The sequence below is a fragment of the Pseudomonas sp. CCOS 191 genome (genome assembly GCF_001007005.1).
Classification (GTDB): domain Bacteria; phylum Pseudomonadota; class Gammaproteobacteria; order Pseudomonadales; family Pseudomonadaceae; genus Aquipseudomonas; species Aquipseudomonas soli.
On sequence record NZ_LN847264.1, the window covers coordinates 5,609,563 to 5,624,518 of the forward strand.

Here is a 14,956-nt window from a genome sequence, read left to right on the forward strand (position 1 = left end):
CAGTCACTCAAGCATCCAACCGCGGCAACACCTGGTCCAGTCGCTGGTACAGCGCGCTGCCACTCGGCCAGTTGCGCAACAACCGAGCCCGGTCCCGGGCGAAAGCCGGGGCAAAACTGAGCTGGGTGGCATGTTGGCACATGGCGTCGAGGTCGATCAGCGACCATTGCCCGTCCTGCCAGAACAGGTTGTGGCCCTTGAAGTCGCCATGGCTGATACGCTCGCGGATCAGCTGTTGCATCACCCGCACCAGGGCCTCGACCTGCTCGTCGGGCGCCTCGCCGCTTTCCACATAGGGCGCGAAGCATTCGATCAGGTCCGGCCCGTCGGCGTACTCGGTGACCAGATAGGCGCGGCTGCGCAGGCCCAGGGTACGCTGCTCCAGCACCGCCAATGGCCGTGGCGTGGCAATGTCGAGAAACTCAAGGCGATGTCCCTCGATCCACGAATGCCAGGCTCGGCTCGGGCGCCAGAAGCGCTTGAACCAGTGCGCGGTGTTCTTGATGTTGTAGCGCTTGAGCACCAGCGTGCGGCCGGCCACCTCGATACGCGCCACGCTGGCCGCGCCACCGGTCTTGTACAGGTGACCCCGGTCGATCAGCGCATCGGCCTGCTCGAGCACCGGCAGCAGCGCCTCGACTTCGCCGCGACGGATGGCGCGCAGGCCCGACAGGCTACGTTCGACGCTGAACAGCGTGCATTCGCGCCCGGCCTTGGCCAGGTAGTCCTTCAGGCGCCAGTTGCGCACCTTGTCCACCTGCTTTTGCAGCGCTTCCAGCGGCAGCGCATGCTCGGCGTTGGCCAGGATGTAATGCACCAGCGCCTCCTCGATAAAAGGCTCCAGGCGCTTGGGCAACTGGGCGAAGAACACCCCGAGGTTTTCCAGCACGCGCTGGCGCGACAGCTGCTGGCCGGGCGTTTCGGCCTTGATGCCGGCGCCGTCGATCAGGTACAGCTGACCGTCCTCGCGCAGCAGGTTGTCCAGGTGCAGGTCTTCCTGCCACAAACCCTTGGCATGCAGGTGTGCGATGGCGGTCAACGCCTCGCCAAGCACCAGGTGCTGCTCGTCGGCGAGCATCGGCAATGATTCCACCTTGGCCCAGGCGTCACCCAGGCTTTCGGCGTGATCGAGGTATTCGAACAACAGCCAGCCACCTTCGCCTTCCTTGAGGCCATCGACCAGCAGCCGCGGCGTGGTCAGGCCCTGATCGGCCATCAGTCGGGCGCCATCGCGTTCGCGCTGGAAGTGGCGGGCGGCGTTGCCGCCGACCAGCAACTTGGCCAGGACCTTGGTGCCACGCCAGATACCGGCGCCGACATAGCGCTGGCCCGGCAGCACACGCAGCAGGCTGAGCAGTTGCAGGTCGGCGCTGCCCGCCGCGTCGGCGAGGGTGATGGTCAGGGGCAGGCTTGGGCTGCGCCCGGCCTCCTTCAATTCGGACAGGCGCATCAGCGGGCCTCTTTGTGACGGCGGCGTTGGGTCAGGCGTTGCAGCCAGGTGGAAACCAGGGCGCTGTCTGCCGGCTGCTCCAGGTAGGCGGCCAGCAGCACACGCACGTCTGCCTCGCTCCAGGCCCGGGCACGCCGTAGCAGCGGCTCGAGGTCCTTGACCCGGTCACGCATGCCGAACAGCAGCGGACGGGTCTTCTCCAGGTCGATCAACTGTGCCTGCCAGCCCTCGCGGCGCTCACGCAGGAAGATGTGCTTGGGGTAGAAGCAACCGTGCATCTGCCCGGCACCGTGCAGGGTGCGCGCCAGCTGGCCACAGGCCTGGAGGATGCCCTGGCGTTGCGGCGCGGGTGTCTGCGGCCAATGGCCGAGCAAATGCTCAAGGTCGGTCCATTCGTCCAGCGCCCGGGTCATGAGGATCGCCCGGTGTTGGCCGGCCTGTTTGCGCTCCCCATAGAAGACCGCCTGCAGTGCCGGGATATCGAGCTTCTGGTAACGACTGATGTTGCGAAACTCACGGGCGAAGGTCGGCTCGCCGAACGGCCGGTGCAGGCTGCGAGTCAGGTAGTCGCTCTGGCGCTTGAGGTAGTAGCCCTTGCCCTCGAGCTCGAGGCGGAACACGCTGCTCCAGCCGCCGCGGCCGGTGTTGGGTTCATCCACGGCGTCCAGTTGCAAGGCCCAGAGCGCCTCGAAGTCGCCCAGTCCGTGGCGTTGCAGCAGCGCCTGGTCGGCACTGGCCAGGTAGTCGGTCATTCCCTTCCCTCGAAAAAGCTCAGCACCTGACGGATGCGCTTCTTGTCGCGCGCATGCAGGCGCGCATGCCCGCGGTACTGCAGGTAGAAGCGCAGGCGCTGGGTCGCCGACAGGTGATACTTGGCGACCTTGTCCAGGCAGGCCAGGTCCTTGATCAACCGGTGGCGCAGCATGAAGCCGCGCCAGAAGTCGCCGGTCGGGCAATCGATGAAGAACAGCGTGCCCTGGTCATCGACCAGCAGGTTGCGCCATTTGAGATCGTTGTGGGCGAAATGGTGATCGTGCATCACCCGGGTGTGCCGCGCCAGCTGGCGGCTGACATGATCGACCCAGGCTGCATCACGCAGGCGCGGGTCATCGCGCTCGGCCAACGCAGAGAGATCCTCGGTGCGTGGCAGTTCGCGGGTGATCATCGCCCCACGGCCAAACGCCAGGCCCTGGCGCTCGAGGCCCCAGGCGACCACGTCGGCGGTGGGGATGCCCCACTTGGCGAACTGCTTGAGGTTCTGCCACTCGGCCTTGACTCGCGGGCGCCCCAGGTAGCGGCGCATGTGCTTGCCGGCGCCGGTGTAGCGTTTGACGTAGTAGTTGACCCCGTCCCGTTCGATACGGATGACCTCGCTCAACGGGTCGCGGGTCAGGCGCTCGCCCTGGATGGCGAACACCGCGTCGATACTGCCGAAATCGGCCGCCAGGTGCGCATACTCGGGCGCCAGGTTCCAGCTCGCCATCAGAGTGCGTCCCCGTAACGTTGCTTGCGGTCGTAGAGTTTCTGCGCCTTGCGCTCCAGCCAGGCGAGCAGTGCGGCCTCGTCCTTGAGCACCTGGCGCAACGGGCGCTGGAAATAGCCACGCAAGAAGCGCAGCTTGTCACGGCGGGTCAGGCCGATGTCCAGGGCCGAGAAATACAGGGCGGCCAGGTCCTTGTCGCGCCAGCGGCGGCTGACCGTCGCCCGGGTCTGGGCACGGTGCAGGTCGATCACCGACAGCCGGAAGTCGTCGGCCGTCACCGGGCGATCGGTGTGCAGCAGGAAGTGGCAGATGTAGCAGTCGCGGTGGTTGACCCCGGCGCGGTGCATGCCGCCGGTCATCTTCGCCACCTCGGCGATCAGCGCGCGCTTCAGGCGCGGCGCTGGCGGCTGCTTCACCCAGTCGATGCTGAAGTCTTCCAGGCTGACGGTCGGCGCCAGCTCCTCGGTGACGATGAACGAGTGCTGGGTGGCCGGATTGCCGCCACGCTCGCCATAAGCCACCGCGGTCATGGTCGGCACGCCGACTTCATGCAGGCGCTGGATCGCACGCCATTCCTGGCCGGCGCCAAGCACCGGCAGCTTGGCGCTGAACAGGTTCTTGAAGATCTCGCCCCAGCCGATGCCACGGTGGATCTTGACGAAGAAGCCCGCGCCATCGACCTCGGTACGCAGGGTGCGACGGCCTTCCAGCTCGCGGTACACCTCGCCCTGCAGGGCTTCGACGGCGTCGAAGGGGTCACGCCCGGCCCACAGGCGCTTGAACGGTTCGGCCAGTATCAGCTTCATGCGGTTTCCTGCCCAAGGATCACGTCGGCGGCATGCTGCGGCATGCTGTACAGGTCGGCGGTGGCGGCGAACGCCACGCCGTTGCTCGACCAGGATGCACGGGCCGCGGCGTCTTCGAGCATGCGTTGCAGATAGGCGTTGAGCTGGTCCTGCTCGAACGGCTCGTCCAGCACCAGGCCGCTGTCGGCCTCGGCGATGTAGTGGGCATAGCCGCACACCTGCGATACCAGCACCGGCAGGCCGGCGACCAGCGCCTCGAGCAATACGGTACCGGTGTTTTCGTTGTAGGCCGGGTGGATCAGCAGATCGGCGCCAAGCAGGAAGCGCGGGATATCGCTGCGCCCCTTGAGGAACTGCACCTGGTCACCCAGGCCGAGAGCCGTGCTCTGCACCTGGAACAGCTTGGGGTCGTCCTGGCCGATGACCATCAGTTTCGTGCGCTTGCGCAGGGCCGACGGCAGCGCCGCGAGGGCCTTGAGGCTGCGGTCGACGCCCTTGGTCTTGAAGCCCGAGCCGATCTGCACCAGCAGCAACTCGTCGTCGGCCAGGCCGAACTCCTGGCGGAAGGCGGCGCGGATGGCCTCGGCGTCGGCCGGACGCCGGCGGTCCTGGGAAATGCCCGGCGGCAGCAGGTGGAAACGCGCCTCGGGCGTGCCGTAGTGCTTGATGAACAGCGGCTGCTGCACCTCGGAGATCATCAGGATCTCGGTGCGTGCATCCTTGGCGAACACCGCCCGCTCGTATTCGGCGAAGTGGCGATAGCGGCCCCAACGGCGGTAGAGGCCGCCGCGCAGGGTCTGGGCCTTGTCTTCAAAGCAGCCGTCAGCGGCGTAGTAGACGTCCAGGCCGGGCATCTTGTTAAAGCCGACCAGGCGATCGACCGGACGCTTGGCCAGGTCCGCCGCCATCCACGCACTGAGCTTCTCGTTGCGGCGGTGGTTGAACAGCGCCTTGACCGGCGCCACCAGCACCTCGAAGCCCGGTGGAATGTCACCTTCCCAGATCAGCGTGTACACACGGATCTGGTGGCCACGCTTCTGGCATTCGAGGGCGATGCGCATGAAGTCACGCTGCAGCCCGCCAAAGGGGAAATACTTGTAGAGCACAAAAGCCAGTTGCATCAACGAACATCCTCAGCCAGCAGCAGCGCGCTCAAGCGGCCCGCCACATGCTCGGGATTCAGGCGAGTGAAGCACAGCGGCCACTCGCGTTTGAGATCGAACCGGCGCAGGTCCTCGGCGCTCGGTTTGTAGGTGCACTTCTTCTGCAGGCACGGGGCGCAGGGGAAGTCGCTCGCCTGGTGGATCTGGGCGCGTCCGTAGGCACCGGTCAGACCAGGGTTGGTGGGGCCGAACAGGGAGATGGTCGGCACATCCAGGGCGGCGGCCAGGTGACCCAGGCCGGTGTCCACCGCCACGCAGGCCTTGGCGGCGGCCAGCACACGGGCCACGCCCGCCAGGTTCAATTTGGGCAGCACCTGGCAATTGTTCAAGCCCTGGGCGATGCGCTCGGCGCGGGCTTTTTCCGCAGGGTTGCCCCATGGCAGCATCACTTGCAGCTTGCGCCGGCCCATGCGCTCGGCCAGCTCGCGCCAGTAGGCCTCGGGCCAGTGCTTGGTGGCCCAGGTGGTGCCGTGCAGGAACACCACGTAAGGCGCGGCGGGCGGCAGTTGCAGGCGGTTGAGGTCAAGGCCGTAGTTGCCCAGCCCTTCCGGGAGGTCGTAGGCCAGGGCCAGGGCGAACAGTTGGCGCACGCGCTCAACGGCATGCTGGCCGACAGCGACCGACAGCCTCCGGTCGTAGAAGCGGCTGGCCCAGCCCTCACGGGCCGAGTAACGGTCCAGGCCGGCTACCGGCGCTTTCACGTAACGGGTCAGCCAGGCCGACTTGACCAGGCCCTGGGCATCGATCACCAGGTCGTACTTGCGCTCGCGCAGGCGCTGCTTGAAGGCCTTCCACTCGCCGCTCTTGAGCGTCTGCCAGATATTCTTGCGCCAGCGGCGGATAGCCACCGGAATCACCTGGTCGACCGCCGGGTGCCAGCTGGGGATCTCGGCGAAGCCCTCCTCCACCACCCAGTCAAAACGGATGCCGGGGATGGCATGGGCGGCGTCGGTGAGCGCCGGCAAGGTATGGATGACGTCACCCAGCGACGACGTCTTGATGATCAGAACCCGCACTCAGTCGACCTCGGCCACGGTTGCGATCAGGTCGGAGCCACCCAGGCTGTGCAAGGCGGCGATCACTTTCGCCGGCTCCAGCAGCCGCAGGCAGTTGTAGTGGCCGAAGCGGCAGGTGCGGTCGAAGCAGGGGCTGCATTCGATACCGGTGCGCACCACTTCCACCTGGTCGGCCAGCGGCGGGGTAAAGCCCGGCGAGGTCGAGCCATACACCGCCACGAGCGGACGGTTGAGGGCGGCGGCCACGTGCATCAGCCCGGAGTCATTGGACACCACCGCGCTGGCGCAGGACATCAGGTCGATGGCCTCGGCCAGCGAGGTCTCGCCGGCCAGGTTGCAGGATTCTTCACGCAGGCCCGGGATCAGCCGGTCGCGGATCTGCTCGCCAACCGGGTGGTCGTTCTTCGAACCGAACAACCACACCTGCCAGCCCTGGCGGATCATCGCCTCGGCCACCTCGGCGTAATGCTCGGCGGGCCAGCGCTTGGCCTCGCCGAACTCGGCGCCGGGGCACAGGGCGAGCACCGGACGGTCCAGCTCCAGGCCAAACTTGGCCAGGGCGGCCTCGCGGCTGGCGGCCTCGATTTGCAGGGCCGGGCGCGGATACGGCTTGGGCAGCTCGGTACCCGGTGCGTAGGCCAGGGCCATGAAGCGCTCGATCATCAGCGGGTAGCGCGCCTTGTCCAGCTTGCGCACATCGTTGAGCAGCAGGTAGCGCATCTCGCCGCGCCAGCCGGTGCGCTTGGGGATGCCGGCGAAATACGGCACCAGCGCCGACTTGAGCGAATTGGGCAGCAGGATCGCCTGGTCGTACTGGCCGGCCAGCGACTTGCCGATGCGCCGTCGCGTGGCCAGCTCCAGCGCGCCGTGGCCGAGCGGGAAGCTCAAGGCCTGGCGCACCTCGGGCATGCGTTCGAGGATCGGCCGGCTCCACTCGGGTGCCAGCACGTCGATCACGCAGTCGGGGTGCTGCTGTTTGAGGCTCTGGAACAGGGTCTGCGCCATCACCATGTCGCCGACCCAGCTCGGGCCAATGATCAGTATTCTCATGCTTTATCCAGAAACATTCGGGGAGGCTGCAGGCTGCGCTACAACCTGGCCTCCCCTCTTTATATTCAGGCTATGTGGCGGACAGTGTACCACCGAGGGCGCGCTGCGCCCTTTTCGCCGGCAAGCCGGCTCCCACATGGACCGCATTCACCTGTGGGAGCCGGCTTACCGGCGAAAAGGCCGCAAAGCGGTCCCGACAATCTCAGCTCAAACCCAACTGTCCCCAGATCCGCCGCACCTCGCGACGCTCCTCGGCGAACTGCGCCGCGTCGATCACCCCGGCCTGCTTCTGCAACGCCTGGCGGTGCGAGGCCGAGCGGAACGCCTTGTACAGCTCGCGCAGCAGCACGGCGTCGGCGGCGGGCATCAACCCGGCCTGTTCGAGCTCTTCGAGGATACGGATGTTGTCGGTCCAGCGCAGTATGGCCGGATGGTCGTGGGACCAGGCCAAAGCGGCGTATTGCACCATAAATTCGATATCCACGATACCGCCGGCATCCTGCTTGATATCGAAGGGCTGCCCGGCATCGAAGGCATTGCCCGCCGTGCCTGCGGCGGTGATCTTGGTGCCCAGGTTGTCACGCATCTTGGCGCGCATCTCGCTCACTTCGACGCGTAGCTTGTCCAGGTCACGAGGCTGGCCGAGCACCTTGGCCCGCACGCCCTCGAACGCACTCGCCACCTGCGGACAACCCACCAGCACCCGGGCCCGCACCAGGGCCTGGTGTTCCCAGGTCCAGGCCTCGTTCTGCTGGTAGCGCTCGAAGGCGCCCAGCGAGCTCACCAGCAACCCCGAGGCGCCGGACGGACGCAAGCGCATGTCCACGTCATAGAGCTGGCCGGAGTTGGTCTGGGTGGTCAGCAGGTGGATGATGCGCTGGCCCAGGCGGGTGTAGAACTGCGCGCTGTCGATGGGCTTGGCACCGTCGGTTTCGGCGTTCGGGTCGCCATCGTGGATGAACACCAGGTCCAGGTCCGAGCCGTGGCCCAGCTCGAGGCCGCCGACCTTGCCGTAGCCGACGATGATGAAGCCAGGGTCGCACAGGCTGCCGTCGCTGCGCTTGGGCTGGCCATGGCGCGCCACGGTCTGGCGCCAGGCCAGGGCCAGCACCTGGTCGAGAATGGCCTCGGCGAGCCAGGTCAGGTAGTCGCTGACCTTCATCAACGGCAGGTTGCCACTGATCTCCGAGGCGGCCACGCGCAGACTGTGAGCCAGCTTGAAGTGGCGCAGGGCCTCCATCTGCTGTTCCAGGTCGTCCTCGGGGATACGGGTGAGCCGCTCGCGCAGCTCGGCGGCCAGCTCCGGTGCCAGCGGCGGGCTGAACAGCCGGCCTTCGTTGAGCAGCTCGTCGAGCAGCAGCGGGTAACGGGCCATCTGCTCGGCAATCCATGGACTGGCCGCGCACAAGGTCAGCAGACGGCGCAGGGCACCGGGGTTTTCGGTAAGCAGCACCAGGTAGGCGGAGCGGCGCGCCACCGCCTCGACCAGTGGCAGCACCCGCTCCAGCACCAGGTCCGGGTTGTCGTGCTCGACCGCTTGGGCCAGCAGCCGGGGGATGAAGGCATCCAGGCGTTCACGACCGATGCGCTGCATCGAACGCAGCGTCGGGCTGACCCGCAAGGCATTGAGCCGACGCAGCGCCTCGGCAGGCTGGTGGAAACCGGCCTCCTGCAACTGGCGCCCGGCGGCTTCTTCATCCTGGGCCTGCTCCCACAGGGGCGACCATTCGCCACCGACTACGAGTTCGCCCTCGGCCTCATCCTCATCCGGATCGGCGATCACCTGGCGGAAATGCCAGTCGATCCGCCCGCGCCAGTGCATCAGTTGGGCATGGAAACCGTCCCAATCGGCAAAGCCCAGCATATAGGCGATGCGCGCGCGGTCGGTCGGGTCATCCGGCAGCATCTGGGTCTGGCGGTCGGCGATGGCCTGGATCGCGTGCTCGGTATAACGCAGGAACTCGTAGCCGTCGCGCAGCTCGGCGACCACCGCCGGTGGCAGGTAGCCCTGGCCCTCCAGGGTGGTCAGCACCTTCAGCAGCGGCCGCTGCTGCAGGCTCAGGTCGCGCCCGCCATGGATCAGCTGGAATGCCTGGGCGATGAACTCGACTTCGCGGATGCCGCCGGCCCCCAGCTTGATGTTGTCGGCCATGCCCTTGCGCCGCACCTCCTGCTGGATAAGCTGCTTCATGGTGCGCAGCGCTTCGATGGCGGAGAAGTCCAGGTAACGCCGATAGACGAACGGCCGCAGCATTTCCTGCAGCTGCGCACCGGCCGCCTGGTCGCCGGCCACCACCCGCGCCTTGATCATGGCGTAGCGTTCCCAGTCGCGCCCCTGGTCCTGGTAGTACTGCTCCAGGGCATTGAAGCTGAGCACCAACGCCCCGGCAGAGCCGTACGGGCGCAGGCGCATGTCGACACGGAACACGAAGCCATCGACGGTGACCGGGTCGAGCGCCTTGATCAGGCGCTGGCCCAGGCGGGTGAAGAACTCCTGGTTGTCCAGCGAGCGCTTCACGCCTTCGGTTTCACCGCCCTCGGGGAAGGCGAAGATCAGGTCGATGTCCGACGACAGGTTCAGTTCCACCGCGCCCAGCTTGCCCATGCCCAGCACCACCAGGTGCTGGGGCTGGCCGCTGCGATTGCCGATGGGGGTGCCAAACTGCTGGCAATGGCGCGGGTAGAGCCATTGATAGGCTTCGTCGATGCTGGCGTCGGCCAGGTCGGACAGGTCGCGGCAGGTCTCGGCCAACGCTGCCTGGCGGGTCAGGTCGCGCCAGATGATGCGCAACTGCTGGCGGTTGCGCTCGCGGCGCAGGTTGCGCGCCAGTTCGTCCTCGCTTTGCGCGGCCTGGGCGACGACGTGGATGTGAGCGCGCAGTTGCCCCGGGGTGTATGCCCGGTCCATAGCGCCACTGGCCAGCAGCTCGAACAGCACCGCCGGATCGCGCTGGGCCTGCTCCAGGACGAAGTCGCTGGCGGCGGCGACCTGGTCGAACTGGCGCCGATGCTCGACGCCCAGGCTGTCCAGTTGCAGGTCAGCATGACCGGCCAAGGCATCGCGAAGAAATTGCTGGTTGCGAGCGACCAGTGGTTGGAGAGCGGCAGGCAGATCGAGCGGCAAAGGCAGGCGCATGGTCTATCCTTGATCGGCGTGAAAGAGAGCGGTTGGGGAGGTCAAACGGGGGTTGGACCACGGTTGGACTGTCGTACAAAAGTTGGAAATAGCTGATAAAGCCGAAAAATTGGCAAAACCCATCAAGATTCACCTGCTCGCGACACACCGCCAACCAACATGAACGTTTTTCCTCACAACCCGGGATGCGACCAAACGTCGCATTTGTGTAGTTTTACTACTACGCCCAACGTGCAAAAGCATGAAATGCGAAAGCATTTGTAGTAAAACTACACCGCGCCGGATGACTGTCCGGTAATCCAAGAATTCACGACGTCTGCCCATAAGGCCAGTCGCAAACTCAGGCCATCGATTCTGGTGGCCTTTCCGCCCTGGAGCAAGCCATGCAAGACCTCGATCCAATCGAAACCCAGGAATGGCTGGATGCCCTGGAGTCGGTCCTCGACAAAGAAGGCGAAGACCGCGCTCATTACCTGATGACCCGTATGGGCGAGCTGGCCACCCGCAGTGGCTCGCAGCTGCCGTATGCCATCACCACGCCGTACCGCAACACCATCCCTGTCACCCACGAAGCACGCATGCCCGGCGACCTGTTCATGGAACGCCGCATTCGCTCGATGGTGCGTTGGAACGCCCTGGCCATGGTCATGCGCACCAACCTGAAAGACTCGGACCTGGGCGGACACATCTCCAGCTTCGCCTCCAGCGCTACCTTGTATGACATCGGCTTCAACTACTTCTTCCAGGCCCCGACCGACGAACACGGCGGCGACCTGATCTTCTTCCAGGGCCACGCTTCGCCAGGCGTCTACGCCCGCGCCTTCATGGAAGGCCGCATCAACGAAGAACAGATGAACAACTTCCGTCAGGAAGTGGACGGCAACGGCCTGTCTTCGTACCCGCACCCGTGGCTGATGCCTGACTTCTGGCAGTTCCCGACCGTTTCGATGGGCTTGGGCCCGATCCAGGCGATCTACCAGGCGCGCTTCATGAAGTACCTGGAAGCCCGTGGCTTCATCCCGGCCGGCAAGCAGAAGGTCTGGTGCTTCATGGGCGACGGCGAGTGCGACGAGCCGGAATCCCTGGGCGCGATCGCCCTGGCCGGCCGCGAGAAGCTGGACAACCTGATCTTCGTCATCAACTGCAACCTGCAGCGCCTCGACGGCCCGGTTCGCGGCAACGGCAAGATCATCCAGGAACTCGAAGGCGTGTTCCGTGGCGGTGGCTGGAACGTCAACAAAGTCGTCTGGGGCCGCTTCTGGGACCCACTGCTGGCCAAGGACACCAACGGTGCCCTGCAGCGCCGCATGGACGAAGTCATCGACGGCGAGTACCAGAACTACAAGGCCAAGGACGGCGCGTACGTCCGTGAGAACTTCTTCAACACCCCAGAGCTCAAGGCCATGGTCGAAGACCTGTCCGACGACGAGATCTGGAAGCTCAACCGTGGCGGCCACGACCCGTACAAGGTCTACGCGGCATACCACCAGGCCGTGAACCACAAAGAGCAGCCGACCGTCATCCTGGCCAAGACCATCAAGGGTTACGGTACCGGTGCCGGCGAAGCCAAGAACACCGCGCACAACACCAAGAAGGTCGACGTCGACAGCCTGCGTCACTTCCGTGACCGCTTCGACATCCCGGTCAAGGATGCCGACCTTGAGAACCTGCCGTTCTTCAAGCCTGAAGAAGGTTCTGCCGAAGCCAAGTACCTGGCCGAGCGCCGTGCTGCCCTGGGCGGTTTCGTGCCTCAGCGTCGCGCCAAGAGCTTCAGCGTGCCGACCCCGCCACTGGAAACGCTGAAAGCGATCCTCGACGGCTCGGGCGACCGCGAAATCTCCACCACCATGGCCTTCGTGCGTATTCTGGCGCAGCTGGTCAAGGACAAGGACATCGGCCAGCGCATCGTCCCGATCATCCCGGACGAAGCCCGTACCTTCGGTATGGAAGGCATGTTCCGCCAGTTGGGCATCTACTCGTCGGTCGGCCAGCTCTACGAGCCAGTCGATAAAGACCAGGTGATGTTCTACCGCGAAGACAAGAAGGGCCAGATCCTCGAGGAAGGCATCAACGAAGCCGGCGCCATGTCGTCGTTCATCGCTGCCGGTACCTCGTACAGCTGCCACAACCAGCCGATGCTGCCGTTCTACATCTTCTACTCGATGTTCGGCTTCCAGCGCATTGGCGACCTGGCCTGGGCCGCTGGCGACAGCCGCACCCGTGGCTTCCTGATCGGCGGTACCGCCGGCCGTACCACCCTGAACGGTGAAGGCCTGCAGCACGAAGACGGTCATAGCCACATGATGGCGGGCACCATCCCGAACTGCCGCACCTACGATCCGACCTACGGCTATGAGCTGGCGGTGATCATCCAGGACGGCATGAAGAAGATGACCGAAGAGCAACAGGACATCTTCTACTACATCACCGTGATGAACGAATCCTACCAGCAGCCAGCCATGCCGGCCGGTGTCGAGGAAGGCATCATCAAGGGCATGTACCTGCTCGAGGAAGACACCCGCGAAGCCGCGCACCACGTACAGCTGATGGGCTCCGGCACCATCCTGCGCGAAGTCCGCGAAGCTGCGAAGATCCTGCGTGAAGAGTTCAACGTCGGCGCCGACGTGTGGAGCGTCACCAGCTTCAACGAACTGCGTCGCGACGGCCTGGCCGTGGAACGCGCCAACCGCCTCAAGCCTGGCCAGAAGCCTCAGCAGACCTACGTCGAAGAGTGCCTGGCCGGTCGCAAGGGCCCGGTCATCGCCTCCACCGACTACATGAAGCTGTTCGCCGAGCAGATTCGCCAGTGGGTGCCGAGCAAAGAGTTCAAAGTCCTGGGTACCGACGGTTACGGTCGCAGCGACAGCCGCAAGAAGCTGCGTCACTTCTTCGAAGTCGACCGCCACTTCGTGGTGCTGGCTGCCCTGGAAGCCCTGGCTGACCGTGGCGAGATCGAACCCAAGGTTGTGGCTGACGCCATCGTCAAGTTCGGCATCGACCCGGACAAGCGCAACCCACTGGACTGCTGAGGAGTATTTTTAAGTGAGCGAACTCATTCGCGTACCTGACATCGGCAGCGGTGAAGGTGAAATCATCGAGCTGTTCGTCAAGGTCGGTGACCGTATCGAGGCCGACCAGAGCCTGCTGACGCTGGAGTCCGACAAGGCCTCCATGGAGATCCCGGCCCCCAAGGCCGGCGTGGTCAAGGAACTGAAGGTCAAGCTGGGCGACCGCCTGAAAGAAGGCGACGAGCTGCTGGTCCTGGAAGTCGAGGGTGCCGCTGCTGCGGCACCTGAGGCGCCTGCCGCTGCTGCCCCTGCGCCAGCTGCTGCCCCAGCGCCTGCTGCCGAAGCCGCCCCTGCTCCGGCCGCAGCCCCGGCTGCCGCCAGCGTGCAGGACATCCACGTGCCGGACATCGGCTCGTCGGGCAAGGCCAAGATCATCGAAGTGCTGGTCAAGGTCGGCGACACCGTCGAAGCCGACCAGTCGCTGATCACCCTGGAGTCCGACAAGGCCTCCATGGAGATCCCGTCGCCCGCCGCTGGCGTGATCGAAGCCGTGCTGTGCAAGCTGGAAGACGAAGTCGGCACCGGCGACCTGATCTTCAAGATCAAAGCCGCTGGCGCTGCCCCTGCTGCTCCGGCTCCGGCCGCTGCCGCACCGGCTGCCGCTCCTGCCCCAGCTGCTGCACCTGCCGCTGCTGCTCCGGCAGCCGCCCCGGCACCGGTCGCCACCGCGCCGGCCGCCGGCAGCAACGCCAAGGTCCATGCCGGCCCTGCCGTTCGTCAGCTGGCCCGTGAATTCGGCGTCGACCTGGGTTCGGTCGCGGCTACCGGTCCGCACGGCCGCATCCTGAAAGAAGACGTGCAGGTCTACGTCAAGGCCATGATGCAGAAGGCCAAGGAAGCCCCGGCTGCCGGTGCTACCGGTGGTGCCGGCATCCCGCCGATCCCGGTCGTCGACTTCAGCAAGTTCGGTGAAGTCGAAGAAGTCGCCCTGACCCGCCTGATGCAGGTCGGCGCCGCCAACCTGCACCGCAGCTGGCTGAACGTGCCGCACGTGACCCAGTTCGACTCCGCCGACATCACCGAGCTGGAAGCCTTCCGCGTTGCGCAGAAGGCCGTGGCCGAGAAGGCTGGCGTCAAGCTGACCGTGCTGCCGCTGCTGCTCAAGGCCTGCGCCTTCCTGCTCAAGGAACTGCCGGACTTCAACAGCTCGCTGGCGCCAAGCGGCAAGGCGATCATCCGCAAGAAGTACGTGCACATCGGCTTCGCCGTGGACACCCCGGACGGCCTGCTGGTCCCTGTGATCAAGAACGTCGACCAGAAGAGCCTGCTGCAACTGGCTGCCGAAGCCGCCGCACTGGCCGAGAAGGCCCGCACCAAGAAGCTCTCGGCCGACGACATGCAAGGCGCCTGCTTCACCATCTCCAGCCTCGGCCACATTGGCGGCACCGGCTTCACGCCGATCGTCAACGCGCCGGAAGTGGCGATCCTCGGCGTCTCCAAGGCGACCATGCAGCCGGTCTGGGATGGCAAGGCCTTCCAGCCCAAGCTGATGCTGCCGCTGTCGCTGTCCTACGATCACCGTGTGATCAACGGCGCCGCCGCCGCGCGCTTCACCAAGCGCCTGGGCGACGTGCTGGGCGATATCCGCACCATGCTGCTGTAATAGCTGCACGCTGCCCCTCACTCGAGGGGCAGCACCGTTTTCGAGCTGCCACGCTCGTACCTCAACCCCGCCAATTGGCGGGGCTTTTTTTTATTGGGCCCGCTCCCACCAAGGACCTCGCTTCAGATTTCATCCTGTTGGCCGACAACCTGTTCACAGCATCCCGCATGGCCGCTTGCCA

Annotated in this window: 10 protein-coding genes; 2 read left to right on the forward strand and 8 right to left on the reverse strand. The window is 65.5% G+C overall.

Annotation, left to right across the window (positions count from 1 at the left end; genetic code table 11):
* Window positions 1-7: 7 nt before the first annotated feature.
* The 8 genes from CCOS191_RS25115 to glnE form a co-directional block, all read right to left on the reverse strand.
* Complete coding sequence (locus tag CCOS191_RS25115) at window positions 8-1,450, reverse strand: lipopolysaccharide kinase InaA family protein (RefSeq protein WP_046857426.1); 1,443 nt, start codon at window positions 1,448-1,450, stop codon at window positions 8-10.
* Window positions 1,450-2,202: a lipopolysaccharide kinase InaA family protein gene (locus CCOS191_RS25120; RefSeq protein ID WP_023630142.1), complete on the reverse strand. Its 753-nt coding sequence runs from the start codon at window positions 2,200-2,202 to the stop codon at window positions 1,450-1,452. The genes CCOS191_RS25115 and CCOS191_RS25120 overlap by 1 nt, the downstream gene beginning before the upstream one ends.
* Window positions 2,199-2,933: a lipopolysaccharide kinase InaA family protein gene (locus CCOS191_RS25125; RefSeq protein ID WP_046857427.1), complete on the reverse strand. Its 735-nt coding sequence runs from the start codon at window positions 2,931-2,933 to the stop codon at window positions 2,199-2,201. Before CCOS191_RS25125 ends, CCOS191_RS25120 begins: the two co-directional genes overlap by 4 nt.
* Window positions 2,933-3,739: a lipopolysaccharide core heptose(I) kinase RfaP gene (gene rfaP / locus CCOS191_RS25130; protein WP_046857428.1), complete on the reverse strand. Its 807-nt coding sequence runs from the start codon at window positions 3,737-3,739 to the stop codon at window positions 2,933-2,935. Before rfaP ends, CCOS191_RS25125 begins: the two co-directional genes overlap by 1 nt.
* Window positions 3,736-4,860: a glycosyltransferase family 4 protein gene (locus CCOS191_RS25135; protein WP_046857429.1), complete on the reverse strand. Its 1,125-nt coding sequence runs from the start codon at window positions 4,858-4,860 to the stop codon at window positions 3,736-3,738. Before CCOS191_RS25135 ends, rfaP begins: the two co-directional genes overlap by 4 nt.
* Complete coding sequence (waaC, locus tag CCOS191_RS25140; RefSeq protein ID WP_046857430.1) at window positions 4,860-5,918, reverse strand: lipopolysaccharide heptosyltransferase I; 1,059 nt, start codon at window positions 5,916-5,918, stop codon at window positions 4,860-4,862. The genes CCOS191_RS25135 and waaC overlap by 1 nt, the downstream gene beginning before the upstream one ends.
* Window positions 5,919-6,968 (reverse strand): lipopolysaccharide heptosyltransferase II, encoded by a 1,050-nt coding sequence (gene waaF / locus CCOS191_RS25145; protein ID WP_046857431.1) that lies wholly within the window; start codon window positions 6,966-6,968, stop codon window positions 5,919-5,921.
* Between the two features lie 202 nt (window positions 6,969-7,170).
* Window positions 7,171-10,104: a bifunctional [glutamate--ammonia ligase]-adenylyl-L-tyrosine phosphorylase/[glutamate--ammonia-ligase] adenylyltransferase gene (gene glnE / locus CCOS191_RS25150; RefSeq protein ID WP_046857432.1), complete on the reverse strand. Its 2,934-nt coding sequence runs from the start codon at window positions 10,102-10,104 to the stop codon at window positions 7,171-7,173.
* Window positions 10,105-10,487: 383 nt separating this feature from the next.
* Here glnE and aceE point away from each other — a divergent pair, with 383 nt between their 5' ends.
* Both aceE and aceF read left to right on the forward strand, forming a co-directional pair.
* On the forward strand, window positions 10,488-13,133 hold the full coding sequence (gene aceE / locus CCOS191_RS25155; protein WP_046857433.1) for a pyruvate dehydrogenase (acetyl-transferring), homodimeric type: 2,646 nt from the start codon (window positions 10,488-10,490) through the stop codon (window positions 13,131-13,133).
* 13 nt (window positions 13,134-13,146) lie between these two features.
* Window positions 13,147-14,775, forward strand: coding sequence for a dihydrolipoyllysine-residue acetyltransferase (gene aceF / locus CCOS191_RS25160; protein WP_046857434.1), 1,629 nt, complete (start codon window positions 13,147-13,149; stop codon window positions 14,773-14,775).
* Window positions 14,776-14,956: the final 181 nt, after the last annotated feature.